This is a genomic window from Streptomyces sp. NPDC087310 (assembly GCF_044744405.1).
Classification (GTDB): domain Bacteria; phylum Actinomycetota; class Actinomycetes; order Streptomycetales; family Streptomycetaceae; genus Streptomyces.
This window is the reverse complement of the sequence record NZ_JBIUYF010000004.1, coordinates 579,515-606,074: the sequence shown is the minus strand read 5'-3', so window position 1 is coordinate 606,074 and position 26,560 is coordinate 579,515. Positions and strand designations below refer to the sequence as shown.

Genomic DNA, 26,560 nt, shown 5'->3' with positions numbered 1-26,560 from the left:
CCTCAACCGCACCGGAATGGCAGGCGGTCACGGAATCCCGCCGGGCCGGGTCCTGGCCGGAGCGAACTGCCATGACTCGCCACTTCTTGCCCCGCCCCTGGACATGGAACGTGCACTTCTCGGCCTCCGCGATGGGTAGGATCACGCCGCACGCTGAGCGGGAGGGCGGGTCGAGCCCCGCCGCTCACGGCACAGACCGAAACATAACGGGGGCGCACGACATGAGTACCAACGGCAATGGTCACTGGGGTCCGCCGAGCGGACCCGGACCCGGTCGACGGCCGGGCCCGGGTCCCGGCCATCAGCCCTATCCCGGGGGAGGACACCCCCCGTACCCCGGCGGTCCCGCCGTGGGGCCCTACCCGCCGGGGCCCGCGCCCGTGCCACCGCAGGGGCACCCGGGACATCCGGGACATCCGCAGGGCTGGGGTCCGTACCCGCCACAGCCGTACGGCGGTGGCCCGCGGCCGCCGTACCCGCCACCGCCCCGGCCGCCGCTGACCCGCGTGCAACGGATCCTCAAATGCGTCTACAACCCGTTCTACGCCGCCCAGCGAGCCTTCCGCCCCTCACGCCCGGGCGCCATCGCGGACCTGACGGTGCGCAAGATCCAGCTCTGGCGGACCGGGCTCGGCACCGCTGCCTGGCTCGTGCTGGTCATGTCGTACAAGCCGGTCGACACCGCCGAGGGCGTCGAGGCCGTCGCGGGCGACAAGTTCGACCAGAGCTGGACCGGCACACTCGTCCTCGTGTGCGCCTTCCCGTTCGTGATCGCCCTGTTCGCGTTCGCCGCGCAGGGTGCGCTGCGCGGGCTCTACCTGCGTCGGTCCCTGAAACCCTTCGGGTCGGTGGCAGCTCTGATGGGGTCCATGGCCACGTTCCCCCTCGCCGTCGCGTCCGATCCGGCGACCACCGGCTTCCGTGACTTCATCGGAATCCCCGGCAAGGTCGTCCTCATCTCCCTCTGCACATGGTCGCTGGGCTTCGCCCTGTACGGGATCGTGCTCTGCCTCCTGCACGTCTTCCGCACCGCCGACATCCACGAGGTGCTGCCGCCGATCCTCGCCACCTTGCTGGTGTGGGTGATGGCCGCCCTCGACGTGATCAACAACGAGAACGCCGAGGTTCCCGCCCTTGCCAAGATCGTGTTCTTGCTCGGCGCTCCGGTGTCGGTGACGGCGTTGTCGTGCTGGGAGCTGTATCGGCTCCGGAAGTACCACAACGTGACCGTGCGACAGGCCCTCGGCCACTGAGGCGTGTCGGAAATGGAGTGACAGCCTGTCGTAGCGCGTCGCGACGCCTCGGGCCTGTTCCACCAGGCTGATCCATTTCTCGGCTCTGTGTCCGCGCTTGTGCGTTTCGCGGTCGAAGCGGGGCGGGCGTCCGCCCGCGCTGCCGCGGCGGCGCCGGTGTCCGGCCGGGTCACGCTTCTCCGGGATGGTGTGCGGGATCTGTCGTGGGCGCAGGTCATGGCGGATCCCGCGGGAGGAGTACGCCCGGTCGGCTCGCGCCACGCGGCTCTCGTCACCTCACGTCACCTCACCTCACGTCACCTCACGTCGTAGGCGCGCAGCCACAGCTCCAGTGTGAGTACGAGCCACAGCTTGCCGCCCTGCCGGGGCAGCAGCGCGCCGTCCCCCTTCATCCAGGCGCGCACCGTGTCCTGCCGGAACAGCCCCCGGGCCCGCGCCTCCCGGCCGAGCAGCAGATCGCCCGCCAGCTCGCGCAGCGGGCCGCCGAGCCACTGCTGCACCGGTACGCGCATACCGCTCTTGGGCCGGTCCACGACCGTGTCGGGCAGCAGGTCCCGTACGGCCTCCTTGAGCACCCACTTCTCGACCGTTCCGTTGAGCTTCCAGCGGGGCGGTGTGGCGAACGCCTGGTCCACCACCCGGCGGTCGAAGAGCGGGGAGCGGCCCTGGACGCCCTGGGAGGCGGTGAGCCGTTCGACCTTGGTGAGGATGTGGTGGGCGCCCTTGGTGCGCAGGTTGCAGTGCAGGAGCTGGTTGAGGAGATGGTCCATCCGGCCGTCCCTGGCCCCGGGCCGCAGATACGGGGTGATGAACCGCTCCGGGCGCGGCAGCGCCTCCAGGGCGTCCAGCGCGTCGGCGGTGAGCAGGTCGGGCAGGTCGGTGAAGCACTTGCGGTACGAGCGGAGGTACGCGTTCTCGCGCGCGTCCGCCGCGTCCCCGGTGGACCCGGCCCCGGTGGACCCAGTGGACCCGGTGGCCCCGGTGGACCCGCCCGCGCCGCCGCCGCCACGGTGCATCTCGTACACCAGCATGGGCAGGTTCTTCGGGCCGCCGAACACCGGGTCGCCGCCCTCCCCGTTGAGCACGACGCGCAGGCCGTCGCCCGCCACGGCTTCGGCGAGCATCAGGTTGGGCACGGTCAGCGGGTCACCGACGGGGCTGTCGAGCAGCGCGGCCGCCTCCGCGAGACGGGCGGCGACGGCGGCGCCCGAGACGCTGAGCACCCGGTGGCGGGTGCGGCAGTGTGTGGCGACCAGGCCCGAGTAGCCCAGTTCGTTGGGGAGTTCGCCGCCGAAGCTGATCGAGTACGTGTGTACGGGGTGGGCGTGCAGCTTGGCGGCGAGGGCGGTGACGAGCGAGCTGTCGACGCCGCCGGAGAGCAGGACGGCCACGGCCTCCGCGTCCGGCAGCCGGCGGGCCGTCGCCTCCTCCAGCAGGCCGCGCAGCCGCAGGGCGTACTCCTCGGCGGGCGGGTCGCCGCCCTCGTACCACTCGCTCAGGCCCTGGCCGATCCGCTCCTCGGGCTCCCAGTAGTGCTCCTCCGTCACCGTCCCGTCGTCGGCGAGCCGCAGGCAGCGGCCGGGGAGGACCTCCTTGACGCCGCGCAGCAGCGTCTCCTCGCCGGGGAGGTAGGCGAAGGTCAGGAAGGAGCGTACGGCGGCCAGTTCGAGCCCGGTGCCGAGCGCGGGCCAGCGGCGCAGCGCGCGCAGGGAGGTGGACGCGGCCCAGGCGTCGTCGGCGCGGGCGTAGAAGAGCGTACGGGCGCCGACGTGGTCGCGGATCAGGACGAGGTCGCCCCCGTCGTGCACGGCGAGGGCGAACATGCCCTCCGCCAGCCGGATCCCGGCGGCCCCGAACCGCGCCCAGCAGCGCAGCAGCAGCTCCCCGTCCGGGCAGTCGGGCCGGGTGGGCGCGCCGGAGCGGGCGAGCGCGGCGAGCAGCTCGGGCCGGTTGTGCAGCGTGACCTCGCCGACGGCGGTACGGCCGTAGGCGGTGAACGGGCCGGTGGCATGGCCCGGTTCGTCATGGATCAGCGCCGCGCCGGGGCCGGCCGTACCGGCGTCGTACCGTACGGCCGCGCCCATCGCCGCGAGGTACGACCGCGCCCGTTCGGGGGTCGCCGCCAGGCAGGCACAGAAACGCGCCACGGTCCCCCCTCCTTTCGTCTCGCTTCTCTCCGTACGGGCAGGTCACCCGAAGTCGTCGTCGCTCCAGCCGCCGCCGTCGTCGGAGCCCCAGCCGTCCCCGGAGTTCCAGTCGCCGCCGTCCCCGGAATCGCCGCTGTCACCGGAGTGACCGCCGTCCCCGCCGCCGCCCCCGCCGTCCCCGCCGCCGGAGGAGCCCTGGCCCGCCGCCTGCTGCTGTTGCCGCAGCGCCTCCTCCTCTTCCTCGGTGAGGCTGACGGGCGGGAACTGCGCGGCCGTGACGGTGAGGGCCGCCAGGCCGATGCCGCCCAGGACGACGCCCATCCGGCCGCCGAACGAGGTCCTGTTGACCATCACCGACTCGCCCTGGCCCCAGACCGTACGGCCGTAGCCGATGTCCCGGCCGTAGGTGACGGTGCCGTCCGCGTACCGGCGCTTGATGATCCGGTCGCCGAGCAGTTCGTCGGTGCCGGAGGCGCCCTGGTTGTCGTGCCAGCGCACCCGGGTGGAGCCCTCGCGCCGCCGCCACTCCTCACGGCCGAACTCGTAGGTACGGTGGACGCTCCCGTCGGCGAGGAGCTCGTCCCGGTACGGGGTTTCGCGTGGCCGGTTCATCGCCTCTTGTCCTCGTGTCGCCGGGTCGGTTCCGTCGGCCAGGTCATGAATCCCGTGGTGCGCAGCTCGCGCAGGCCGGTCCACACGGAGTGGCCGGCCGTCCTCGGCCCGCGCACCAGCCGCAGGACGGTACGCAGCAGCCGGGCCGGAGGGACGGACTCCACCTCGGCGGAGCGCCCCCGCCCGAGCCACTCCAGCTCGCGGGGCTGGAGCGCGGACGGCAGAGCGGCCCGCAGCCGCCCGCCCCCGTCCCCGCGCCGGGAGACGAGACGCAGCGCCACCGCGTGCCGGGGCACCAGGCCCATCGAGGCGACCCGTACACCGGGGGCCGCGTCCCGCAGCGCGGCGCGCACGCGCGCGGTGAGCGCGATGCCCTCCACGCTCGCGTCGTGCAGGACATGCACGGTGGCGACCTCGACCCGGCCGAGCCCGGCCGTCAGCCGGGGATCGAGCGGCAGGTCCCCGGCGGCGAACACCGGGCAGGCCGCCTCCAGATGCACATCGTTGGCGAGGAGCATGCGCGCCACGGAACGGCTCTGGCAGATCAGCAGCCGGGGCAGCCCGTAGTCGTACAGATCCGGCTCGCCGACCGACCGCGAGGCCCCCGAATCCGACTTCAACTCCGAATCCGAATCCGGCTCCAACTCCGGCTCCAGGGGCGGCAGCAGCCCGGGGAGCGTCCCGCGCGCCGTCTGCCGTCGCAGCGCCTCCTCGAACCGCTCGTACGGTACGGGCGGAGCCGGTGTGAGCGGGATCCTGCGCGGGACGGCGCGCACGGGGCGCAGCACGCGGCATGTCTCGTAGTAGAGCTGGCGCTCGGTGAAACGGATCCGGGCGGGCGCCCCTGCCCGGCTCACGGCGGCGAGCAGCGCCCGGTCGAGCACGGCGTCCACGATCCGGTCGAAAACCCGGTCACCGCCCCCGCCGGGCCGGTCCGTCCGTCGCGTCCCCCTCATGAGGCGGCCTTGCCGGGCCAGGTGAGGAACCCGATCGCCTCGGCCTTCGTCACGTCGGCGTCCTTGGCTCCCGTGACGCGTTCGATCACACGGGTGACGGCGGCGAGCAGCTTGGCGGGCGGCACGGCGCCGAGCGGGCTCGACCACCCCTTGGCCAGCCACTCCAGCTCGGCGTCGGTGAGCGCCCGGCTCTCACGCAGCCGGCCCAGCACACCGGACGACGGTTTGGGCCCGCGTACGGGCACGGCGCCCGGCGCGCTCATGACGGCCCGGGGCGGCAGCCCGGCGTCCACGACCCGGCGGCCGGGCAGGGCGGCACGGGTGTCCCCGGCCAACTGGCAGCCCGTCACATCGGCGTCGTGCAGGACGATCACCGGCACCGACCCGGGCGTCACCCGGTCGGCGCGGGTGACGAGGGCTATGCCGTATCTCCGGGGTATCCCGTTGGCCGCGAGGAAGGCGGCGATGCTCGCGTCACCGCAGAGCAGCACGGCGTTGAGCCGCGCGGGCGGGGCCGGGTGCCGGAAGTGTCTCTCGTCCACGACACCGGACGGCAGCGAGCCGTAGACCGACACCCACAGGCTCATCGTGGTGGAGCGGAAGTGGCTGAGGGGATACGCCTCGACAGCGCGTCTGCCGCTGCGGAGGGACGAGGCGTAGACCAGGACGGTGACGGCCCCGAGCAGGAAGCCGAGGAACGCGACCACGCCGACACCGGAGGACAGCCCGCCGATCAGCAGCACGAGCCCCACGGGCAGCCCGGCCGCCAGACATCCAACAGCACCGGCCCGGCCGCCGCCCCGCCGCGTCTTCTTACGGGTCAGGGCGAACCAGAGCTGGTTGACGGTGATCCGGGTCCGGCCGCCGTCCGTGAGCTTCGCGACGACGCGCTGGATCCGTACATCGCTCAGCCGCAGCGAGTTGGTCTTGGGATCCAGCGCGAACTGCCGGTTGCACTTCGAGCACGTACGGCCCGTGCGCTCCCGCTGGAGCAGGCTCTGGTCACAGTGCGGACAGATCATCGCGTCCCCTCCCGCACAACCACGCCATCCCCCGCACCCGGACACACCGGCCCCGGCCCCGAATTCCCCCGTCGAACATCAACGCCCCCCTCGCGCCGCCGACCACGATCGCAGCGTAGAGCTGTGATCGGGAACACTGGAAACGATGATAGGGCGAGGGTCTGACATCGCGATGAAGTCCGCTGAAGTCACCTCGGCCACAAGCCCACACACCCCACGAGCCCGCCCGATGCGCGCGCCGGAGCGGTCGGACGCGGAGTTCGCCCTCCAACAGGCTCGGTCAACGCCGCCGCAGCCGACTGGCGAGCTCGGTGAGCCAGCCGCTGGGTGAGTACTGGCCGGGCGGGTCGACCTCCATGCCGAGCTCGGCTACGGCGACGGCGTAGTCGGATTCGTCAAGAGGAAGGGTGACCAGGTCGTGAAGCTCGCCGGTCATCTGGGCGATCAGGCCGGAGTCGGTGGTTGCGAGGTAGTCCTGGAATGCCCTGTCATGGTCCTCGAACTCATCCTGCATGTCTTGCGAGAACCAGCCCCCGAGGAATTGCGCGAGCTCAGGGAAGCGAGCATGCCACTCCCAGTGGGTCTGCGGGGTCGCAGGCGGTGGGGCTTGACCGGTCTCGATGCTCTCCTTGAGCCGGTCGGCAAGGGAAACGCGTGGGTTCGCGGATTCCGGGAGCGGAGAGATGACGAACCCACTCGCCTGTCAGCCTTGGAGGCGGTGTCGGAAGCGGGTTCGGTGCGGGGCATTGGGGGTGACCGGTCGTGGTCGAGGATGATGCGGGAATGAATGATCAGGTTCCCGCTGTAATTCCAGCGCTGGTGTTCGATCGGGAGTACGTACCCGTGCTCGTCGGCGGCTCGGTGGTAGCCGGGCGCTTCACGGTGGGGGGTGCCAGTGTCGTCATAGGCCCGGCCGGAATGGTGATCATCGCGGAAGCGAGTGCCGCACCCGCCAAAAGCGGTGTGTGGAGCGCTGAGGAGGTCCGCTTGATCGGGCCCGCACCGGCGCCGGTCACAGAGCGACTCATGGGGGCGCCCTGGGGTGTGGACGAAGGCTCGTTGCCGATCCACATCGCGGTCTGCGTCAGAGGTGAAGTTTTGTACCTGGGCACCGCCCAGGTGAGCCAGGCTGGCACCTCCGATGGCGTTCTCACCGACTGTGAACTGCGCTTTGCAGCACCCTTGAGCAGAGAACTCCTCAACCGAGTGCGCTCACCACTTCCACCTGAGCACTTGCCGGGCTTGGAGTGGCTGGGGAATGTGAACGGTGACCGTGCGGCAGCTCTTGAGCAGTTCGTCACCGGCTGGTACCCGACCGCAGGCGCCACCGAATCGCCTACCAGCGACTCCGCGTCACGCCTTCCTGGTGGACTGAGACAGCTGTACCGGCTCGCGAAGCAGCGGCCGGGTGCCCTCGGAATCCAGAACAGGATCCTGCCCGAGCCGGACCTGCACACCGACCATCTCGGGGAGATGCTCGTCTTCGGCGTCGAGAACCAAGGAGGCTTCTTCTGGTCGCTCCTGTGGACGCTTGAGGGACCTGAAGCCGATCCGACTGTCTGGTTCCGTGAATTCGACGAGGAGCCGATCGCCGAACAGGAACCGCTCAGCGGCTTCCTGATCCAGTTCTCCCTCTTCGAGGCCTCCATGGGCGCCGAATACCTCGCCCTGCCCCGCAAACTCACTGCACCACAGGTCGAGCGACTCACGGAAGCGCTGCACCTTGTGCCGCTGCGTCCCCTCTGGCCCTGGGCACCCACTCACTTCTACGTGGCTCCCGGCCTCGTCGTGCATGTCAGCAGCGAGGACGGCGAAGCATTTGATGCCTGGGCCGGCGCCACCCACCGAAGCGCCCTGGACCCCCTGGCCGGCCTCCCTATCGACTGGAACCGCTTCGATGGCTGATTGTCCCAAAGACCAGCTGACGGTCCGCCGTGGTGATCACCTCAGTTGCCGCAGGTCAACGGGGCAGTCGGGCCGTCCGCTCCGGGTACGCCGCAGCGACGTAGCGCATGCGGTCTGAGCGGTGATCCCGAAGAGGCGCATCAGCTTAAGGGGATCACCGGTGGCAAACGCCTCGTTGAGCATGCGGTCCTGCCGCAGGCCGACGAGCGTGACGTTCTTGGGGAGGGTCCTGCGAAGCAATGTTCTGCTGACCACCGGATGATCTGGGTCGAGGGCCGTCTTCTGGCTGACGAGAAGGTAGGGGTTCGTCGATGCTGGCCAGCGGTGGTGGCGACAGGCGAGCCACTCGCTGGCGAGTCGGTGGGTGAATTCCTCCAGGTAGAGGGTGTGCCGCAGCAAGCCGCGGCGGACTTCGAGAGTGCCGCGAGCAAGGTTGAGATCGGTGGTCCGAATCGTGCGAAGCTCTTCACCAGGCAGCGCGTGAATGGCCACCAAGGCGATGACCAGGCGGCTGAGCGGAGACTTCGCCTGATCCATCAGTCCGGCCAGAAGATCGCTGCGCATGGACTGCGGAAGTCTCTTGAGGTGACCGACCGACAGCTGGCGGGTCGGGTCCCGGAAAACCATCCGTTCCCGCTTGAGTGCCTTGAACAGGCTGCGAAGGCTCACCGCGACCTTCTGGCGCTCATGTCCTGACAGGCCGGATACCACCGCCTCAATGTGGTCGGTGGTGATCTTTCGCAGAGTAGTCACGCCGGCGGCTGTCCACGTGGTGAGGACGGGTTCAATGTGGGCGAGGTAGCGGCGAATGCTGCGGTAATCGCGGACATCGCCCTCGCGGCGCCCCTGGCTGCGCAGAAGGGTCACCCATGCGTGAATCTCGCTGGCGAGCGGGTCCGGGAGGACACTGATCGCGACCTGAATCCATGCGAGATTCACGTCCTGGCGGCGGTCCGGATCATCGATGAGCAGGCCATGAGAGCGGAGGAACTGACAGACCGGCTTCGCTGCGAGAGTCGCAGAACAACTGGCCAAATCGTGGACATCGCGCTCCAGGATGGCGTTCTCAGCGCCGAGCCAGTGCACCAGGATGGTCAGCGTGCGGATGTTCTTACGGTAGTCGGGCGTCCGGCGATCGATGATGAGCTGGTCGAACTCCTCGACCAGCCGCCGAGCTTCTTCCGACAGCGGCAACTCGCCAGGGCCTCGGCGCCTCAGGCGGGCCAGCACAGGCGACCAGTCGCGCCGGGTGTTGAAGAGCGTTTCCTGCCCGCGGGCGGCGTGAGGCGCCGCTGTCCCGTCGGCTCCACGGAGCGGTTGGTTTCCGATCAATGGCTGAACCCCTCCTGTAGTACCGGAGGGCAGGTCGATCTGGAGTTGCGTGGCTCGCGCTGGGTGAGTCCCTGCCTCGTCGAGGAAGCGATAGGGGTAGCACCCGCGGCAGTGGCCGCCGCGCGACGGGAGGTCGTCGCGCCAGCAACGTAGGCACCGGCTTCGGGCGTACTTCTCGCGCCAGTGCTTGCAGGGGTTGCAGCGGAACCCTCGCCAGCCACCGGGGATCCACGCATGGCAGTCCCGGCACTGGCGCGGCGTGAGCGGCGGCCGGGATGCCGGAACGGTGATGTAGGGCGTGCTGGGCTGATCAGCCGGGTAGAACCGCAGAGGCTCCGACGCCTCGGCCAGCAGCCCAGCGCGCAGAAGGATCACACGGACCGCGTCCCCTCTGCCCGGCAGATCCCGCAGGAACCCTTCGGGTAACAGGTCGGTGCCCTCGGCCTCCCTGACTGCCAAGGCGAGACGCACCATCTCGGCGACCCTGTAATACCACCCTCGATTGAAACGATGCTCGCCCGCCAGCGCGACGAGCGCCTCTCGGGCCCGACCCCAGCCGGACACCGGTCGGTCGGCGATCGCCCGGACCGTCGTCGCAGTTAGCGTCCTGGGCAGGGTAAACAGCGGAACCTGCCCCCGAGTCGCCGGCTTCAATACCTCGGCAGGAGTCTCGTCGAGATTCGCGCGTGCTTGGTTGAGCTTCCGCTTCCAATCCGCCATCACATCGCGCCCGCCGCCCGGCCCCCGGCGCAACGGCCTTGCCGAAATCGACCCGTCTCGGTAGCTACCGATCGTCAATTGAAGGGCACGTGGTCGCGCCCCCTCGATGCCCAGGGCCCACTCTGCGTCGTCCTCGACCCGGATGGCCTGCAGGCACGAGCGGCACAGCCCGTCGGTGTTCAGGTAGCCGTCCTGGCGGCAACGCGGGCACACGCCTCTCTCTCGATGCTTCTGCTGCCAGCCCTTGCACCCAGCGCACACCCAACTGTGGTGCAACAGGCCCCAGCCCAGACACGACTCGCAACTACGGGCCACACCCCCGTCCGTCCCCATCGGCTGTCAGCTCGGCGGCAGTGCGCGAGGTCCGCTGCCGCGCTGAGTACGCGGCACCGGCCGCAGCGGGCCGGCTGGCAACTGTGACTCAGCGCCAACGGCCTGCTGGCCGGACTCCGGCGCCGCCTGTGTGTCTGCGAGCGGCTCCGCCTGAAGCAGATCAGCAACCGTGCAGTTCAGCGCCGTACAGATCTTGTCGAGGTCGTCGAGGCGGACTGTGACCGGGGCACCGCCCCACAACGCGGCGACCTTGCTCAGCGAGGGGTTGAACCCCACCTGCTGGAAGGCCGCCAGCACCTCGGTAGGCCGCCACAGGTCACGCTGGGCCGCCACCATCCGCAGATTCCACTTCACCGCAGGTTCCCCCTGTCCATCACCAGTCGTTGCGCCGCCTGCGAGCTCGCGGCCAAGTTCGCCACCTCAGGATCGGCGTGCGCGGTCGCCATGTACCGAAGTGTCGTGGTGGCCCAGTCGTGCCCGAGGACCTTCTGCACCTCCCACAACGTCATCCCGCGCTCGTAGTTATGGGTCGCGCAGGCGTGCCGCAGCAGGTGCGGGAACAGGTCGGCGACCGGGCCCGCCAGGTAGTTCGTAGCCGCGGCGTGCAGCGACCGCCGGAAGGTAGAAGGGACGATCGCCGGGGCGATCGGCAGATTCAGAGCGGCTACCGCAGTCGGCTTGCGTTCCGACGGCCACAGAGGCGCCCGTGGGTGTTCGGCGTCGTCCCCGAACTCGCCCCGGATCTCTTCGATGTACCACCACAACAGGGCACGCCCCTCCTGGAACATGTACGCCTCGCGAGGCCGGGGCCCGGAAGCGCGGGCACCCTTACCTTGGACAACGAAGCGACCCCACTGGCCGTGCTCCCAGCGAATGTCACCCATGCACACCCCGCACAGCTCCGCGGCACGGACACCGGACAGGTACGCGACCTTGGTCATCACATAGTCGCGGCAGGCGACGAAGTACTTCCGTGCGTTCGGCAGGTCCTCGCGCCAGCGCGAGAAGAAGTCGCGCATTGCCGTCTGTGATGGCGGGATCCGAAGCCCGAAGTCCCCACGGTGCCGGGGCCGGTTGAACAGGTCGATCGGTGATTCAACGGCAGCACCAAAGCGCCGCATGATCTCGCCGGCATACCGCTGTTCAAGGAAGGCAAAGTACGCGTCGATCTTGTTGATCTCCGCGCGCAGAGTCGAAGGCGCTCGTTTCCCAGGTCCCGCGAAGTACCGGTCGACTTCCCTTGGCGACAGCTGCCAGGGAACCGTGCCGTAGTAGTTGCATACTTCGATGACGGGCTTGACCAGACCATCAAGGGTGGCCGGTGCCAGCCCTGCCGCGTCCCGGGCCCACTGGTACTCCGAGAGCGTGTCGAGGAAGAAGCTCTCCTTATCATGCGCGGAAACCCGGGCCTGCCGGCGGCGCTGTAGCGTCACGACGTCCGCCAGCCCGGACTCCACCGCCACGGCTGCCGGGTCCACCGGAGCGGCGGAATCCCCCGCAGGGCTGAGGAGCCTCAGTAGACGACTTTCGGAATCTGACACGATCCCGGAAATTACAGGCATCACTCGTGGAACCTGCGAGTTACTGCGGAGATCCCACACCTTCGAGTGAAGGCCCGCCACAGAGCGATCTAGCTGCTGAGATGTGGATCCTTCGTGTCACACAGCCTTGAAGGAACCCGCACGTACTCCAATACTCACCAGCCATGCCTGGATCTCGGAGTCGGGCAAGCCGACATCCGGTACGGGGTAGAACTCGCCCAGGCGCAGCCGCAGGCGTCCCGGGGGGTTGTGTGCATATTCACGGAGTTGGTGTTCGGCGGCGGCGATAGCCCAGGGACCGGTGCGCCAGGTATGCCGAAGGTACGCGGTCAAGGGACGGCCAGGCACCCTCGATGGTGAGACGCTGCCGGGTCGATTGCGCCAGCCACCGACGAATGACCTACTCATTCGCCGTCACGACCTGTTGGGTTGCCCACTGCGCCGTCTCCCGATCGGTGTAGGTTGCGGCCCGGGTCAGCACGCGTCCTCCGCCTCTGCGGCAGCGTGACATTCAGTCATATGTTGCATGAGTTGTGCCGACAAAGCACCGAACCATTCGGTCCAAGTAAGCCCGGTGACGGAGGCCATGGAGATCTTCTCGTCAAACGCCTGCTGCATAAGGTTTTCGGCAGGATAGGCCGCGAGAGCTCTGCCGAGCTCGCCGACAAGCTGAGGAAGGATCCAGCGACAGTGCGGATGGCACTGGTCGATGTAATCCGCGACGATCTCCACTACGTCGGTGCCTTCGCCGGGTTCGAGGAACATCTCGGAGAAGCCGATCAGTTCCGGGAAGGCGCCACGAATCTCGACTTCGTCCTCAGGAATGCTCAACGTCCGACCGAAAACGCGCCACTCGCCCGCGTCGATGTACACGGCGCAGGACAAGAGGACTTCACGAGCTCCCCGGGACCCGAGCCCGTGAGACGGGACCTCATGCAGAAGCGAAGCGAGTGCGGGGTGGCCGTCGGCGCAGGAGAGCGCATGGTGGATCGCCTCTGCCACCTCCTCGGGCTGGCGCGCGGTTGCATCAGGCAGGCGGGACTGGCGGCGACAATAGTGGAGAAGGGCGCATTCCAGCGTGCGACGGCCACCGGCGACAGCCGTCCAGTCGATTTCCCGCAGCATGAGTATGATCCCGCGGGCCTGCGCAGGCCGCCAGGCAGAGGAGTCTTCGTCAGCAATGCCGTGCAGTTCTCCGGCGAGATCGCGCAGTGTGGTGAAGCTGACACCGATCTGGTCGTCAGACATGGCTGTTCCCCCGCTATCCATCCGGCGTGTAGGTCAGAGGTTGTGAAGCGCGCTGCGCGGCGCCGATGGAGCATTCCCCTCGGACAAGTCGCGCGCCTCTTGGGCAACGTCCACTTTCGACCGCACAGCCCGCATCGACTGGAGCAGATCCAACTCCGTCTCCGTAAAGCCGTCGCGGCCCATCAGCATCGCCTGCTCGAGAACGGCGAGGATCCCTCGTATCCGCACGGCGTCCTCCGCCGCGCCTCGGTGGAGAGCCCTGTATCCCGCGGCCGCTTCGCCCTGCCAGCCCGCCTCGATGCGGTCGACGATCGCGTCCATTCGCCGCACTTGCTTGTCCAGGTGGCGCTGCATCTCGTCAAGGTCTCCGGCCAACCGGGTCAGGTCCGCGCCACTCACATCAAGATTGGCCTGGTCCACCACAGCTCCACCTTCTTCCGATTCCTGGGAACCCTAGCAACCCGAGCCCAGGGCAGGCTGGTTGCTGCGCCGTGGTGAAGGTGAACTGTTGAGTTGTGGGTGTGACCTGAAGATGTGTGGATGTTCTGACGGCGAGTGGATTCGTATACGGCGAGAGGGAGCTGCTTGGCCTCTCCGTGAAACCGCTGAACTCTCGCTGCTCGATGTACTCGGCCATAACCAACTCGACGCGGCTGAGCCACTCTGTCCTATCGGTCAGCCGGCGGACCTGATCGAACAGGGCTCACGTCCAGGTCGCCCTTTTCGCAGGCCACACCGTCCCCGTCCGGGTCCAGACGGAGTGGGTCGTCGTTGCCGTTGACCTTCAGCCGGCCGTAGTCGTTGGCCGCGAGCCAGGCGCAGCGCGCCTTCGTCGTACCCCTGCCTCTGTCCGTACCCGCGCCCGTGACCGTCTCCGGGAAGACCGTCGGTACGCAGACGTTCGCCGAGCCGTAGTGCCGGTCGCATCCCGCGATCTGTCGGCTCACCGGTGCCGAGGTCCTGGGCTTGCGGGGCTGCTTCGCCGGCCGGGTCGGCTCGCCCGCGAAGTCGTGGACGTGGGCCGATCCCGCCGCCTTGTCGGCCAGGGCGGGCGGGCCGCCCAGGTGGATCCATTCGGCGATCGACGGGATTCCGTTCGCGTCGACGGCGAAGAGCATGTACCAGCCCGGGGGCGCCAGGTTGGGGTTGGTCGTGACGTTCAGGTCGACGTTGTCGCCGTCCACCGAGAGCGGCAGGTCCACGAAGCGCTGGTTTGGGTCGGAGGAGTGGGTCACCGCCGCCGGGCGGATCAGTTCGGCCTTGGCGATCGGCCGGTCGACGGTGATGCGTTGCGTGTCGCCGTACAGCCACTGGTTGTCGATGAGTGAGGTGATCCGCGGCCGTTCGCCCTTGAGGAGGTACGGCGGGGTGTAGAGCGACACCTGGTGGTTCCAGGTGCCGTTGCCCGGGTTGTCGCCCGTCGTCATGACGCGGCCGTCCGGCAGCAGGAACGCCGAGGAGTGGTAGCCGCGGGTCTCCGGGTCGGCCGCCACCGGGTCGAAGGTGTCCGTCGCCGGGTCGAAGAGCGACGACTCGAACACCGGGTTGGCCCGGTTGTGCAGGGCGCCGCCCGTCTCCAGCACCTTGCCGTCCGGCAGCAGTACGGCCGAGCCGTACATCTTGCCCTGCGCCCCGGTCTGCGGCTGAGGGCCGTTGCCGAGGTCGACGGTGCCCTGCGGGAGCGGCGGTCCTGCCGTGTAGCGGGGGTTCGGGTCCTTGAGGTCGATGAGGTCCGTGAGGCGGCCCGCCTCCGGGTTGGAGTCGATGTTGCCGCCGCCGATCGTCAGCACCCGCTGGTCCTGGGCGGGCGGCAGCAGGACGCTCGTGGACTGGTCGCGCTCGTCCTTGTTCCGGAGCCCGGGTATGTCGGTGACGGTGTTGGCGTCGTAGTCGTAGACCGAGGAGCCGGTGCCCGGGGTGCCGTTGCCGAAGACGTGGCTGCCCGAGTAGAAGAGCCGGCCGTCCTGCATGAGGATCATCGACGGGTACAGGCCCCAGAACGACCAGGTCTGGTTGACCTGCCCCGTCGGCAGCCACTTCTCCTGCGTGGCCGACCACCGCTCGGCGGTCACCGAGCCGGTGGAGTCCTCGCGGAGCCCGCCGAAGGTGAGCACGTCGCCGTTGCCCATGAGGGTGGCCGACGGGTACCAGTGGCCGTCGTTCATGTCGTTCGTTTTGCTGTACGTCTCGGTCGCCGGGTCGAAGACGTAGCTGTCCTTGTACCCCTGGTAGCCGACCGTGCCGTCCGCCGACGGATACCCCTTGTTGCCGCTCATCACCAGCACGCGGCCGTCGGAGAGCTGGACATGGCCGGAGCAGAACATGTCGTCGGGCGTCGGGATCGTACGGTACGAGCCGTCCTCCGGGTCGTACACCGCGGAGGTGAAGGTGCCGGCCTCGAAGCTGTCGACGTCGTTGCCGGAGCCGGCGATCAGCAGCACCTTGCCGTTGTTGAGGACGACCGAGTGCATGGACCGTACGGGGTTCTCGGTCGGCAGGACCTCCCACTTCCCGTCGGCACACTCCTGCGCCGTCCCGGTGCACCCGGGTTCGACGGGCGGCGCGGCGACCTCCTCCATGCCGTAGTCGTCGGTGGTCACACTGCCCGTGCCGTACACGGAGACACCCCAGGTGATCCGGTCGGTGCCGGGCGGGACGACGGGGGTACGGACCTCGGCGCGCCGGTAACCGGGGCTCAGGTCCAGGGTCTTGAGGTCGGTCCAGTACTGCCAGCCGGTGGTGGTGTCGTGCCGGAAGAGGGTGAGCGAGACGTCCGGAGTGGTCGACTTGTACCAGACGGACAGGTCGTACTGCCGGTCCGGCCGTACGTCGGGCGCGCACGCGGCGGACTCCGTGATGAGCGCCTTGCGGTCGCCGTCGGCCCGGCGGGTCAGCTCGACCTTGAGGGCCTTCGTTCCGGAGTGGGCGTCGGGGACGGTGGTGAAGGAGAAGTCGTTGTCGCCCCAGCCGGACTGCTCCCAGCAGTACGGCAGGTCCCCGGCGCCGCCGGTGCCCGCCGTCTCGAAGCCGGGGTTCTTGACGAGGTTGGCGCCGGCCAGCGCGGGCTGCTGCGCGCCGAGCAGCAGCCCGGCGGTGAGCGCGGTGACGGCGAGGAGTGCGGTACGGCGCGAGGCGCGAGGCGGTCTCACCGGCCGACCTCCGTCCCCAGGTCACTGCCCTTGGCCCCGGCCCTGGCCCTGGTCCTGGCCCTGCCCTTGGCCCTGCTTCCGCCCTTGCCCTTGCCCCTGCCGGATGCCGCGGGACCGTCCGCTCCCGACCATGAGCCCTGGCCCCCGCGTTGCCGCCCGGAGGCCCGCTTCGGCAGGTACACCAGCGCCTCCGTCCCCACGAAACGCAGTACGAACGTCGCCAGCAGCGCGCACGCCGTCGCGGTCAGCGCCCCCATCCCGAACCGCGACACGAACAGCGCGATCAGCGGGATCCGCAGCAGCAGATCGGCGTTGGCGAGCAGCGCGAACCGGCCCACCCGGTCCGCCCAGTGCCGGTGGGCGCGGCGGCTGCGGAAGAGCAGCAGTTCGATGAGGAGAAAGTTCCACGCCACACCGAACTGGTTGGCCACCACCTCGGCCGGCAGGTAGTGCACCCCGGCCGCGGTCAGCCCGTACAGCGCGAGCAGGTTCGGTACGAAGCCGGTCAGCCCGATCAGTCCGAAGGCGGCCATCCGGGCGAGCGGGGAGGCCGTGCGCAGCTCCACGAGGTGGCGCAGGAAGCGCAGGCCCTCCTTGGCGGTCGACTTGGACTCGCCCGCGAACCGGTCGCGGAAGACGAACGGGACCTCGGTGGGCTGCTCGGGGCGGCAGCGTACGGCCAGTTCCAGCAGGATCTTGTAGCCGAGCGGGCGCAGCGCCTCCGAGGTGACGGCGGAGCGCCGGATCGCGAAGAAGCCGCTCATCGGGTCGCTGATGCCGCGCAGCCGGCCGGGGAAGAGCCCCTTGGTGAGCCAGGTCGCGGCGCGTGAGACGGCGACGCGGTAGCCGCCGGCGAGCCCGGCGCGGCTGCCGCCGTCGATGTAGCGGCTGGCGACGACGAGATCGGCGGATCCGCGCTCGCCCGCGGCGACGAGGTCGGGGACGAGCGCGGGCGGGTGCTGGAGGTCGGCGTCCATGACGACGATCCAGTCGGACCCGGCGGCCTTGAGCCCTTCGACGACGGCGCCGCCGAGTCCGCCCTCGGGGGTGTCGCGGTGGATGACGCCGACGGGGAAGGGGCAGTCCTGCGCGGCGGCGGCGATGACGTCGGGGGTGTCGTCCGTCGAGTCGTCGACGAAGAGCACTTCGCAGGGCAGCCTGGCGGGTACGGCGTCGGTGAGCTGGCGCAGCAACTCCCGTACGTTTACTGACTCGTTGAAGGTCGGGATGATGATGGTGACGGCGCCGGGCTCGGCGACGGCGGTCGCTTCGAGCCGGGGGTCGCCGAGTTCCCGCCGTCCTCCGTGCCGTCCTCCGTGCCGTCCTTCCCGCCGTCCTTCGTGCCGTCCTTCGTGCGGTCCGAGGGGGCCCGGCTCCCCGGCCCCGGTGGGCGGAAGAATGCTCATCGCTCGTCGCCTCCCGCGCTGGTGCCGTTCCGTACGGCGCTCCGGTCGCTCCGTACGGTGGTTCGCTCGCTCCGTACGGCGCTCCGGTCGTCGTTCCCGATGATCCGCCGGATCTCGATCCGGTCCTCGCCCGTGCCGAAGGCGGCGACGGGCGTCGAATGGTTCAGTGCGTCGCGCACGGTGGGCAGGTCGCGCGCGTCGCGCCGTACGGTCGGGGAGGCGACGACGTAGTCCAGGTCGCGCCAGCCGTCGGGCATCGTCCTCGTGACGGCCGGGTCGAGGTCGGCCTTGTAGAACCAGATGGCGCCGAGGCCCGGTTCGTACCCCGCGTGCACGAGGTCGAGCCACAGCGCGTCGTCCACCAGCACCCGGGTCCGGGACGGGTCGGGGACCTCCCGCGCCATCCAGGAGGCGGCCGCCCGGTAGGGGGCGTTGGCGTCGGCGGTCAGGGCGGTGCGGTCGCCGTCGTACCAGCGCGGTACGACGAGTACGGCGGCGGTCGCCGCCAGCGCGGCCAGGGCCGTCCACCGCAGGCCCGTCACCTTCCGGCTCTGCTCCGGGCTGCGCCCTCTGCGCAGTACGGCGTGGGTGACGCTGGCCGCGCCGCCCGCCAGCACCAGCGCCAGGAACGGCAGCCCCTGGATGATGTACATCGCGGGCAGGTAGCCGGACGGGCGCAGGGCGACGGCGGTCAGGATCACCACGGCGAGGGCGGGCCCGGCCAGCGCCCGTGCGGTCACCGACCAGCGCAGGGTGGCCATGAGCAGGAGCCCGCCCGCGATGCCGCCCAGCGGCAGGATCCGGTCGTAGTACAGCCAGGACTGGAGTACGCCGTACGAGCCGCTGCCCGCGTCGAGGACGAAGCCGGAGCCCGGGCGGCTCATCTGGTACGTGATGCCGTCCCAGAGCGAGACATGGCCGCCGCCGGGCAGCAACTCGCCTTTGAGCAGGGCGAAGAGCGGATACGCGAGGCCGGTCAGCACGCAGGCGGTGACGGCTCCGGTGACCGCGAACTTGCGGGTGTCGCGGTGGCTGTGCCGCCACATCGTCACCAGCAGCGCGGGCAGCACCACGAGCATGGTCTCTTTGGTGAGCACGCCGATCGCGGCGGCCAGACCGGCCGCGAAGTGGTGCCAGAGGTGGCGGCTCGGCGAGGCGGCGAGGCAGAACGCCAGCAGGATCCACATCACGGCGATGTTGTCGAGGAAGATCTCCCGCTGGAGCACCACGGAGAGCGGGGAGAGCCCGAAGAGGACCATCGCGAGCCCGGCCGCCCAGCGCGGCAGCCACAGCCGCCGGGCCAGTACGTACAGGAAGACCGCGCTCGCGGCGCTGACCAGCAGCATCGCGCAGCGCATCGGCGCGACCGTCATGGTCTCGGGCGAGAAGAGGGAGGGCAGCCAGGTCAGGAAGGCGATCTGCATCCAGCCGAGCGGCGGATGGTCGTACCAGTAGGTGTAGTGGGCGAGGCCCTTGCCCTCCTGGACGGCCCATGCCTGGGCGAGGTAGGTGCCCTCGTCGTCGCTGAGGGTGGGGTAGTGCTGGATGTTCCAGCCCTGGACGAGCAGGATCGCCACGAGGAGGACCCCGCAGAGGACCAGATCGGAGCGTGAGCGCCGGAAGCGCACCACGGGCCGTACGGCGAGGAGCGGTCCGGTGCCGTGCGGTGCGGGGCTCTTCGGGGCGGGCCCGTTCTGCGCGGGGACGAGGGGTCTCGGGTCGGTCGCCGTCGTCACTGTCGCCACCGTCGTCTCCGTCGCCACCGTCGTCTCCGTCGTCTCCGTCGTCTCCGTCGTCTCCGCGGGGAGGGTGGAGGTCACGCGTGGACGTCCTCTCGGGTGAGATGCGCGCCGACATGACGGGTCAACTCCCAGTCGTCGCGTCCCCGCCGGTCGCGCCAGACCGCGCGGATCGCCGCGCCGGCCAGCATGACCTGGTAGAAGGGGCCGCCGGCGATGAGCTTCAGGTAGTGCGTCAGGCGGATGCGCAGCCCGTACTGCTTGCCGAAGTCGTGGAGTCCGACGATCTCGAAGACGAACGTCACGAGGGCGGTGACCAGCGGCAGGAAGGTCACGAACGCGACCGTGACCGGTACGTCGAGGAAGAGCGCGACACACACGTTGAGCGGGATGACAAGCCCGGTGAACGCCTGGAAGAACGGGGTCATGAGGGTGTAGCGGGCGAGCAACCGCTGCCCGGACGTGGGCAGTTGGCGCCAGTCGCCCTTGCGGTAGACCTGGAGGAAGCCCTGGTTCCAGCGGGTGCGCTGCTTGAGCAGCGACATCAGCGAGCCGGGGGTCTCCTCACGGGTGACCATGTCGGAGTCGTACGCGACGACGACCTTCTTGCCGACGCTGGAGAGCCGTACGCCCAGGTCGCAGTCCTCGGCCAGGCAGTTCTGGTCCCAGCCGCCGGCCTCGCGCAGCACATCGGTCCGTACGAAGACGGTGTTGCCGCCCAGCGGGATGAACCCCTTCTGGGCGTGCAGATGGAGCCGGCTGCGGAACCAGAAGAAGTACTCCAGGCAGTTGCGCAGGCTGTACCAGCTCGAATGGAAGTTGATGAGCTGGACCCCACCCTGGACGACATCGGCGCCGGTGGAGCGGAAGGCGTGGTCGACATGGGTCAGCAGCTCGGGGTGGACCTGGTCCTCGGCGTCGAAGACCCCGACGATCTCGCCGGCGCAGTACGGCAGCGCGGTGTTGAGCGCCTTGGGTTTGTTCTTGGCCTCGTGGGTGTCGACGACGACCCTGACCCGGTCGGGGTCGCGGGCCGCCGCCCGCTCGGCGACGGCGGCGGTCTCCGGGTCGTCGTGTCCGACGATGACGATGATCTCGAAGCTGGAGTGGCTGGATTCCAGCAGCCGTTCGATGGTGTGCTCCAGCACCGCCTGTTCGTGGCGGGCGGGCAGGAGCAGCGAGAACGAGCCCGCCCGGCCGCCGTCGGGCGGGTCGAATCTGGTGGCGGCCAGCGTCTCCGGCGTACGCCAGGCATGCATCTGCCACCACAGCGTGAACGCGGCCATCCAGAACAGCGCCAGCGAAACGGCAGCGATGAACGCGCCTATGAACACGGACGTGACCACACGGCCCCCCTCGGCCTGGGTGGCCGCGGCGAGGCCCCCCTGGCCGCCGGCACACCCGTCATCCCCCGGTACGCATGTCCCCCACGCGCACTTGTTGCGTCTAACGTGAAGACAATAAGGGGGACCTGTGACGACAGGAGGGCCGATTGGGTGAATACTGCGTTTCAGTCCCATTCACCACGGGTCGGAAACCGGCCACACTCTACTCGAACACGCCCAATTCACCCTTCAGGTGTTCGAGTTCGGTCGTCGGGGCGGAGCAGACGAAGCGCCGGCAGACATACGCGGTGGCCCGCCCGTCGACCAGCGGACGGTCCGCCAGCAGCGGGAACTCCTCGCTCCCCGGCGCGACGACCGCACCGGCCGCGACGACGGCGCCGGGCGCGGTGGCCAGCAGAGCGGCACGGTGCATCCCGGCGCCCTCCTCCCCCGTCCCCAGGACCGCGACCTCCCGGGGCCCGTCGAGCGCGGCCTCGGCGACCGCGAGCCCCCAGCCGATGAAGCGCGGCACCCGCGGCCCGAGCGCCTTCACGACCCCCAACGCCCCTTCGGCCGCGCTCCGGTGGCGCTCGGAACCGGTGTGCGCGGCGTACGAGAGCAGCGCCCCTGCGGCGGCCGTCCAGCCGGACGGGGTGGCGTTGTCCGTCGGGTCCTGGGGCCGGCGGATCAACTGTTCGGCGTCGTCGGCCGTGTCGTACAGAGCGCCGCCCTCCCCCACGAACCGGTCGAGCACGATGTCCAGCAGGAACCCGGCGAATTCCAGCCACACGCCCTCCCCGGTGACCCCGGCCAGCGCGAGGAACCCTTCCGCCACATCGGCGTAGTCCTCCAGCACCCCGGCGTTCGCGCCGACCCGACCGTCCTTCGAGGTACGGGCCAGCCGCGCCGCGTCGTCCAGGTGGAGGCGTACCAGCAGATCGGCGGCCTCCGTGGCCCGCTCCACCAGGTCCGGCCGGTCGAAGTACGCGCCGGTCTCGGCCAGCGCGGCGATCGCCAGCCCGTTCCAGGCGGCCACGATCTTGTCGTCGCGCCCCGGCCGCTCCCGGGACTCCTCACGGGCGGCGAGGAGCCGTGCCCGTACGGACTCGACGCGCCCGGCGTCCACCACCCCTTCCCCGAGGGGCAGTTGCAGCACGGAGGCGCCCTCCTCGAAGGTGCCCTCCTCCGTCACCCCGTAGTACTGGGCGGCGAACTCGGCGTCGGACTCCCCCAGGACCTCCCGCAGTTGGGCGGGCGTCCACACGTAAAAGGCGCCCTCGACATGCTTGCCGCTGCCGTCCGCGCTGTCCGCGTCCAGGGCGGAGGCGAACCCGCCCTCCGCGGTGCGCAGTTCACGGACCATGAAGTCGGCGGTCTCGACGGCGACCCGGCGGGCCAGATCGGAGCCGGTGGCCCGCCAGACATGCGCGTAAACCCGGCACAGCAGGGCGTTGTCGTACAGCATCTTCTCGAAGTGCGGCACGACCCACTCACGGTCCACGGAGTACCGCGCGAACCCGCCGCCGAGCTGGTCGTAGATCCCGCCGCGCGCCATCGCCTCGCAGGTGTCCGTCGCCATCTGGAGCGCGCCCTCGGAGCCGGTACGGGCGTGGTGCCGCAGCAGGAACTCCACCGCCATCGACGGCGGGAACTTCGGCGCCCCGCCGAACCCGCCCCGCTGCGCGTCGTACTCCCGGGTCAGCCCCAGCAGCGCCTGGGCGAGCTCCCCCTCCCCGGGCGGCCCGTCCCCGCCCTGCGCCAGCGACCGCCCGGCCAGCTCCCCGACGATCCGCGCGGCCACCTCGGCGACCTCCTCGCGCCGGCCGGTCCAGGCGGAGCTGACGCCTTCGAGCACCTGCGGGAAGGAGGCCATGCCGTGCCGGGGCTCGGGCGGGAAGTACGTACCGAAGTAGAAGGGCGCGCCCTCCGCGTCGAGGAACACGGTCATGGGCCACCCGCCCTGCCCGGTGGCGGCCTGTACGGCCTCCATGTAGACGGCGTCGACATCGGGCCGCTCCTCGCGGTCGACCTTGATGTTGACGAAGTGGGCGTTCATGTACTTGGCGGTCGTCACGTTCTCGAAGCTCTCGCCCGCCATCACATGACACCAGTGGCAGCTCGAATACCCCACACTGAGCAGCACCGGCACATCCCGCCGCCGGGCCTCCGCGAACGCCTCCGGCGACCAGGGCCACCAGTCGACGGGGTTGTCGGCGTGCTGGAGCAGGTACGGCGACTGGGAGTCGGCCAGACGATTCATACCGGCATCGTCGCACGATCAAGCCGGTAGCGGGCGGCCGTCCGCACCGGGCGGAGAGTCGCGGTGCGCCGGCATCCGCCGCCAAGCCGTGGGCCCCTGCCCGGGTCACGTTTCCGGACCTCCTGCCGCCATGAGGTCCCCTGCGGGCACTGCCGGCGGTACAGCGGGCAGCCGCCTCTACTTGTCGTGATGCGACGGTACGGGGTGCTTGCTCATGACCGACACACGATTGAACGCGTTGATGGTGATCGCGACCCAGATCGCGGCCGAGATCTGATCCTCGGAGAGAACCTGCCGGGCGGCCTCGTAGGCGGATGCCTGGGTCGCGGCGTTCGCCGGATCGGTCGCGGCCTCGGCCAGCGCCAGGGCGGCGCGCTCCGAAGGAGTGAACGAACCGGTGTCCTGCCATGCGCTCAGGATTCCGAGTCTCCGCGGTGATTCACCGGCGCGCAGGGCCGCTCCGGTGTGCACGTCGAGGCAGTAGGCGCAGCCGTTGAGTTGCGACACGCGCAGGTTGATCAGTTCCACGGTGATGCGGTCGAGCCCGGCCTCGGAGGCTGTCGCCCGGACGGCCTCCGATGCCTGCACCAAGGCATGGAAGGCTTTGGGGCTCTGCTTGTCGATGAAGATCCTGCGGGGCGGGGAGCTGTGGGTGTGGTTGCTCACGCCGGAGCCTCCTTAGGGCCACGCTCGAAGTGGCCGGTGTTCGTACGGGTGTTGTGGCCATCGGCCTGCCTTCGTGGCATCGTAGTTGATGTGACAACCAAAATGTTGGGGAGGTGCTCCCGGTGAGCAATGTGGAAAACGATGCCGAGCCTCTGCGCTGCGGTGCGCTCGTCGAAGGCGACCGGCCGGCCGGGGCGCGCCGGGTCGATGTCCTGTCGGCGCGTGAGGTCCCCTTGGGCGGCCCCCGTGCGATGCGCGTGCGGCGGACGCTGCCGCAGCGGGAGCGCACACTCATCGGCGCCTGGTGCTTCGCCGATCACTACGGCCCGCACCAGGTCGCCGCGTCGGGCGGCATGGACCTGCCCCCGCATCCGCACACCGGACTGCAGACGGTGAGCTGGCTGTTCAGCGGCGAGCTCGAACATCGCGACACCCTCGGCACCCGTGCCCTGATCCGGCCCGGCGAGATGAACCTCATGACCGGCGGATACGGCATCGCCCACTCGGAGGTCTCCACTCCGGACACCACCGTCGTCCACGGCGTCCAACTGTGGGTCGCGCTGCCCGAGGAACACCGCGACACGGCCCGGGACTTCCAGCACTACGTGCCCGAACTCGCACGGGTCGACGGGGCCGAGATCAGGGTCTTCCTCGGCTCGCTCGGCGGCCGGACCACCCCGGTCCGCACCTTCACGCCGCTGCTCGGCGCCGAGATCGTCATCGAACCGCACATGACGCTCACTCTCGCCGTGGACATGGCGTTCGAGCACGGCCTCCTCGTGGACGGCGGGGACATCCGCCTGATCGACACCGTGCTGCGGCCTGCCGAACTCGGCTACGTCCCTCGCGGCGCGGACACCCTGACGATGGTGAACGAGACCGACGCCCCGGCGCGGGCCATCCTCCTCGGAGGACCTCCCTTCGAGGAGGAGATCGTCATGTGGTGGAACTTCATCGGTCGCAGCCACGAGGACATCGTGAAAGCCCGCGAGGACTGGGAGGCATCCTCCGACCGCTTCGGCGCCATCGAGGACTTTCCCGGCGGACGCCTTCCCGCACCGGCCCTGCCGAACGCCGTCATCACACCGCGCCGGAACCCACCGACCCACCGACCTACTGACCCGACCAACTGACCCTCCCTCACGAAAGGCACACCATGAGCGAGTCCTCCATCACCACGGTCGTCGAGCGGGTGGACGCCGACAGCCGGTACGAGATCCTTGCCGACGGCCGACGCGCCGGTCTGACCGCCTACCGTGACCTGGGCGTGCGGCGTGTCTTCTTCCACACCGAGATCGACGAGGTCTTCGCCGGCCAGGGGCTGGGCGCCCGGCTGGTCCAGCAGGCACTCGTCGACGTGCGCGCATCCGGAATGCGGATCACCCCGGTCTGCCCCTACGTCGCCAAGTTCCTCAAACGGCACGACGAGTTCGCGGACATCACCGACCCGGTCACACCTGATGTCCTGCGGTGGCTGAAGGCACAGCTCGGCTGAGCAAGTAAGTCCGACCCGGATGCAGGGCGTGACGGAGGGCCGTGGCGCCCAGCCCGAATCGTTCGGCCAGTGTCCCGCGGAGCTTCCGGTGCACCAGTGACACCACGTCATACATGTGTGCCAGAAATGTCATGGCGCGGACGTGATACGAGGCCACTACCGGGAGCGCGTCGCGGCCGGTGAAATCAAGACGTGCCCACCGCAGCGGTCACGCCGCACACGAACACCCACGCCCTCGGCCATGGCGCCTGGCACAGCGGGCGCGCCTGGAACCGGGTGGCCCTTTTTGTTGACGCCGGCCGGGTATCCCGTTCGGCCGGTCGTACAGAACCCTGTTCCTGCCCGAACACGGCGGACTCGTGCGCTCCTCGCCGAGAAGGCAACTGCCACCGGCCACACGACGACGTTCGCGGCCAACCACCAGCTTCACGCCTCCAGGCCGGGGTCATCAACTCCGGTCGCCTTGCGACTAGTTGACGTATCAAGCTTCGATGCTAATGTAGGTGACACGTCATCTACATGGCGGGGCGGGTCGCCGCTGATGCCGGGGCCGGCCCTGTGTACGGGGCCGCCGCTGGTTCGTGGAGCGGTCGACCGATTCGGAGTGACGGTTGGCCGGCTCGGCCTCAGGCCGCGGCGTACGGCCGAATCGACGGTGACCCGTCCGAGCACGCGGAAACAGACACCAGGAGAGGGATCCCATGAGCAAGGAAGCAAAGTCCGGACTTCAGGCACTGCTGACACCCGAGGAGAGTGTCGTCGTCCTGATCGACCACCAGCCGTTCCAGTTCGCCAACCTGAACAGCCACGAGCCCACGATGATCGTGAACAACTCTGTCGGCCTCGCCAAGGCTGCCAAGGCGTTCGACGTGCCGACCATCCTGACGACCGTGCTGGAGGAGCGCGGCGGCTACCTCATCAAGGAGCTGCAGGACCAGTTCCCGGAGCAGAAGCCGATCAACCGCACGTTCGTCAACACCTGGCAGGACGAGCGCGTCGTCGACGCCGTCAAGGCGACCGGCCGCAAGAAACTGATCATCGCCGGCCTGTGGACGGAGGTCTGTGTCGCGATGCCCGCGATACAGGCGGCGGGTGAGGGCTTCGAGGTCTTCGTCGTCACCGATGCCTCGGGCGGTGCCTCGAAGGAAGCTCATGACATGGCCGTGCGGCGCATGGTCCAGGCGGGAGTGGTGCCGATCACCTGGCTGGCCGTGATGAGTGAGTGGCAGCGCGACTATGCGCGTGAGGAGACCCTCCCGGGCCTGACCGAGGTCATGCTTCAGCACGGGGGCGCCACCGGCGTCGCCTTTAGCTGGGAGATGCAACTGCTCGCCACAGGACGCGCTGGAAGCGGCGTCTGACATGACCGCGGAACAGGCACCCATCCGCATCGGGTACTGCCTGTCACCGACCGGTCCCCTCGCGGACCCGGGATCTACGAACGGCTGATC

The 26,560-nt window shown here is 69.5% G+C and carries 20 protein-coding genes and 4 pseudogenes; 6 read left to right on the top strand and 18 right to left on the bottom strand.

Annotated features, from left to right (window positions below; genetic code table 11):
* Position 1: 1 nt before the first annotated feature.
* Both ACIO3P_RS17925 and ACIO3P_RS17920 read left to right on the top strand, forming a co-directional pair.
* A pseudogene (locus tag ACIO3P_RS17925) lies at positions 2–133 on the top strand (IS5/IS1182 family transposase); the annotation flags it as partial.
* 373 nt (positions 134–506) lie between these two features.
* Positions 507–1,253, top strand: coding sequence for a hypothetical protein (locus ACIO3P_RS17920; RefSeq protein WP_329828986.1), 747 nt, complete (start codon positions 507–509; stop codon positions 1,251–1,253).
* A 296-nt stretch (positions 1,254–1,549) separates the two neighbouring features.
* On the opposite strand, the gene ACIO3P_RS17915 is transcribed toward ACIO3P_RS17920, so the two are convergent.
* The 5 genes and pseudogenes from ACIO3P_RS17915 to ACIO3P_RS17895 all read right to left on the bottom strand — a co-directional run.
* Entirely contained in the window at positions 1,550–3,400 is a 1,851-nt protein-coding gene (locus tag ACIO3P_RS17915) for an asparagine synthetase B family protein (RefSeq protein ID WP_401851566.1), read from the bottom strand.
* 42 nt (positions 3,401–3,442) lie between these two features.
* Positions 3,443–4,012, bottom strand: a complete 570-nt coding sequence (locus ACIO3P_RS17910) for a hypothetical protein (RefSeq protein ID WP_401851568.1) — start codon at positions 4,010–4,012, stop codon at positions 3,443–3,445.
* On the bottom strand, positions 4,009–4,968 hold the full coding sequence (locus ACIO3P_RS17905) for a hypothetical protein (protein ID WP_401851571.1): 960 nt from the start codon (positions 4,966–4,968) through the stop codon (positions 4,009–4,011). The genes ACIO3P_RS17910 and ACIO3P_RS17905 overlap by 4 nt, the downstream gene beginning before the upstream one ends.
* Positions 4,965–5,990, bottom strand: a complete 1,026-nt coding sequence (locus ACIO3P_RS17900; RefSeq protein ID WP_401851574.1) for a hypothetical protein — start codon at positions 5,988–5,990, stop codon at positions 4,965–4,967. The genes ACIO3P_RS17905 and ACIO3P_RS17900 overlap by 4 nt, the downstream gene beginning before the upstream one ends.
* Before the next feature lie 280 nt (positions 5,991–6,270).
* Positions 6,271–6,636 (bottom strand): annotated as a pseudogene (locus tag ACIO3P_RS17895) (contact-dependent growth inhibition system immunity protein); the annotation flags it as partial.
* Positions 6,637–6,752: 116 nt separating this feature from the next.
* Between ACIO3P_RS17895 and ACIO3P_RS17890 the strand changes: the two are divergent.
* The gene (locus ACIO3P_RS17890) at positions 6,753–7,895 is read left to right on the top strand and encodes a hypothetical protein (protein ID WP_401851576.1); all 1,143 of its coding nucleotides are present in this window, start codon (positions 6,753–6,755) and stop codon (positions 7,893–7,895) included.
* 36 nt (positions 7,896–7,931) lie between these two features.
* On the opposite strand, the gene ACIO3P_RS17885 is transcribed toward ACIO3P_RS17890, so the two are convergent.
* The 13 genes and pseudogenes from ACIO3P_RS17885 to ACIO3P_RS17825 all read right to left on the bottom strand — a co-directional run bounded on the left by ACIO3P_RS17885 (position 7,932) and on the right by ACIO3P_RS17825 (position 23,614).
* Positions 7,932–10,160 carry a hypothetical protein gene (locus ACIO3P_RS17885; protein WP_401851577.1) on the bottom strand — a complete coding sequence of 743 codons (2,229 nt, stop codon included), beginning with the start codon at positions 10,158–10,160 and terminating at the stop codon, positions 7,932–7,934.
* 126 nt (positions 10,161–10,286) lie between these two features.
* Entirely contained in the window at positions 10,287–10,634 is a 348-nt protein-coding gene (locus ACIO3P_RS17880) for a helix-turn-helix domain-containing protein (protein ID WP_401851579.1), read from the bottom strand.
* Complete coding sequence (locus ACIO3P_RS17875) at positions 10,631–11,758, bottom strand: tyrosine-type recombinase/integrase (RefSeq protein ID WP_401851581.1); 1,128 nt, start codon at positions 11,756–11,758, stop codon at positions 10,631–10,633. The genes ACIO3P_RS17880 and ACIO3P_RS17875 overlap by 4 nt, the downstream gene beginning before the upstream one ends.
* Positions 11,759–11,971: 213 nt before the next feature.
* Positions 11,972–12,157: pseudogene (locus ACIO3P_RS17870) on the bottom strand (hypothetical protein); the annotation flags it as partial.
* A pseudogene (locus ACIO3P_RS17865) lies at positions 12,156–12,302 on the bottom strand (RNase A-like domain-containing protein); the annotation flags it as partial. The pseudogenes ACIO3P_RS17865 and ACIO3P_RS17870, both read right to left, overlap by 2 nt.
* Positions 12,296–13,069: a hypothetical protein gene (locus ACIO3P_RS17860; protein ID WP_401851584.1), complete on the bottom strand. Its 774-nt coding sequence runs from the start codon at positions 13,067–13,069 to the stop codon at positions 12,296–12,298. The gene ACIO3P_RS17860 and the pseudogene ACIO3P_RS17865, both read right to left, overlap by 7 nt.
* Before the next feature lie 33 nt (positions 13,070–13,102).
* Positions 13,103–13,489, bottom strand: coding sequence for a WXG100 family type VII secretion target (locus tag ACIO3P_RS17855; protein ID WP_401851586.1), 387 nt, complete (start codon positions 13,487–13,489; stop codon positions 13,103–13,105).
* 248 nt (positions 13,490–13,737) lie between these two features.
* Positions 13,738–16,218, bottom strand: coding sequence for a galactose oxidase-like domain-containing protein (locus tag ACIO3P_RS17850; protein ID WP_401851588.1), 2,481 nt, complete (start codon positions 16,216–16,218; stop codon positions 13,738–13,740).
* Complete coding sequence (locus ACIO3P_RS17845) at positions 16,215–17,624, bottom strand: glycosyltransferase (protein WP_401851590.1); 1,410 nt, start codon at positions 17,622–17,624, stop codon at positions 16,215–16,217. Before ACIO3P_RS17845 ends, ACIO3P_RS17850 begins: the two co-directional genes overlap by 4 nt.
* Complete coding sequence (locus ACIO3P_RS17840; protein ID WP_401851779.1) at positions 17,621–19,387, bottom strand: ArnT family glycosyltransferase; 1,767 nt, start codon at positions 19,385–19,387, stop codon at positions 17,621–17,623. Before ACIO3P_RS17840 ends, ACIO3P_RS17845 begins: the two co-directional genes overlap by 4 nt.
* A gap of 53 nt (positions 19,388–19,440) precedes the next feature.
* Positions 19,441–20,649: a glycosyltransferase gene (locus tag ACIO3P_RS17835; protein WP_399291229.1), complete on the bottom strand. Its 1,209-nt coding sequence runs from the start codon at positions 20,647–20,649 to the stop codon at positions 19,441–19,443.
* Positions 20,650–20,911: 262 nt separating this feature from the next.
* Positions 20,912–22,948, bottom strand: coding sequence for a thioredoxin domain-containing protein (locus ACIO3P_RS17830; RefSeq protein WP_329828977.1), 2,037 nt, complete (start codon positions 22,946–22,948; stop codon positions 20,912–20,914).
* A 177-nt stretch (positions 22,949–23,125) separates the two neighbouring features.
* Complete coding sequence (locus tag ACIO3P_RS17825; protein WP_401851592.1) at positions 23,126–23,614, bottom strand: carboxymuconolactone decarboxylase family protein; 489 nt, start codon at positions 23,612–23,614, stop codon at positions 23,126–23,128.
* 122 nt (positions 23,615–23,736) lie between these two features.
* On the opposite strand from ACIO3P_RS17825, the gene ACIO3P_RS17820 reads away from it, so the two are divergent.
* The 3 genes from ACIO3P_RS17820 to ACIO3P_RS17810 all read left to right on the top strand — a co-directional run bounded on the left by ACIO3P_RS17820 (position 23,737) and on the right by ACIO3P_RS17810 (position 26,470).
* The gene (locus ACIO3P_RS17820) at positions 23,737–24,747 is read left to right on the top strand and encodes a pirin family protein (RefSeq protein ID WP_401851594.1); all 1,011 of its coding nucleotides are present in this window, start codon (positions 23,737–23,739) and stop codon (positions 24,745–24,747) included.
* 23 nt (positions 24,748–24,770) lie between these two features.
* A complete protein-coding gene (locus tag ACIO3P_RS17815; RefSeq protein WP_329828973.1) occupies positions 24,771–25,109 on the top strand; it encodes a GNAT family N-acetyltransferase in 339 nt (112 codons plus the stop codon).
* Between the two features lie 701 nt (positions 25,110–25,810).
* On the top strand, positions 25,811–26,470 hold the full coding sequence (locus ACIO3P_RS17810; protein ID WP_329828972.1) for a hydrolase: 660 nt from the start codon (positions 25,811–25,813) through the stop codon (positions 26,468–26,470).
* The last annotated feature ends 90 nt before the right edge of the window (positions 26,471–26,560 follow it).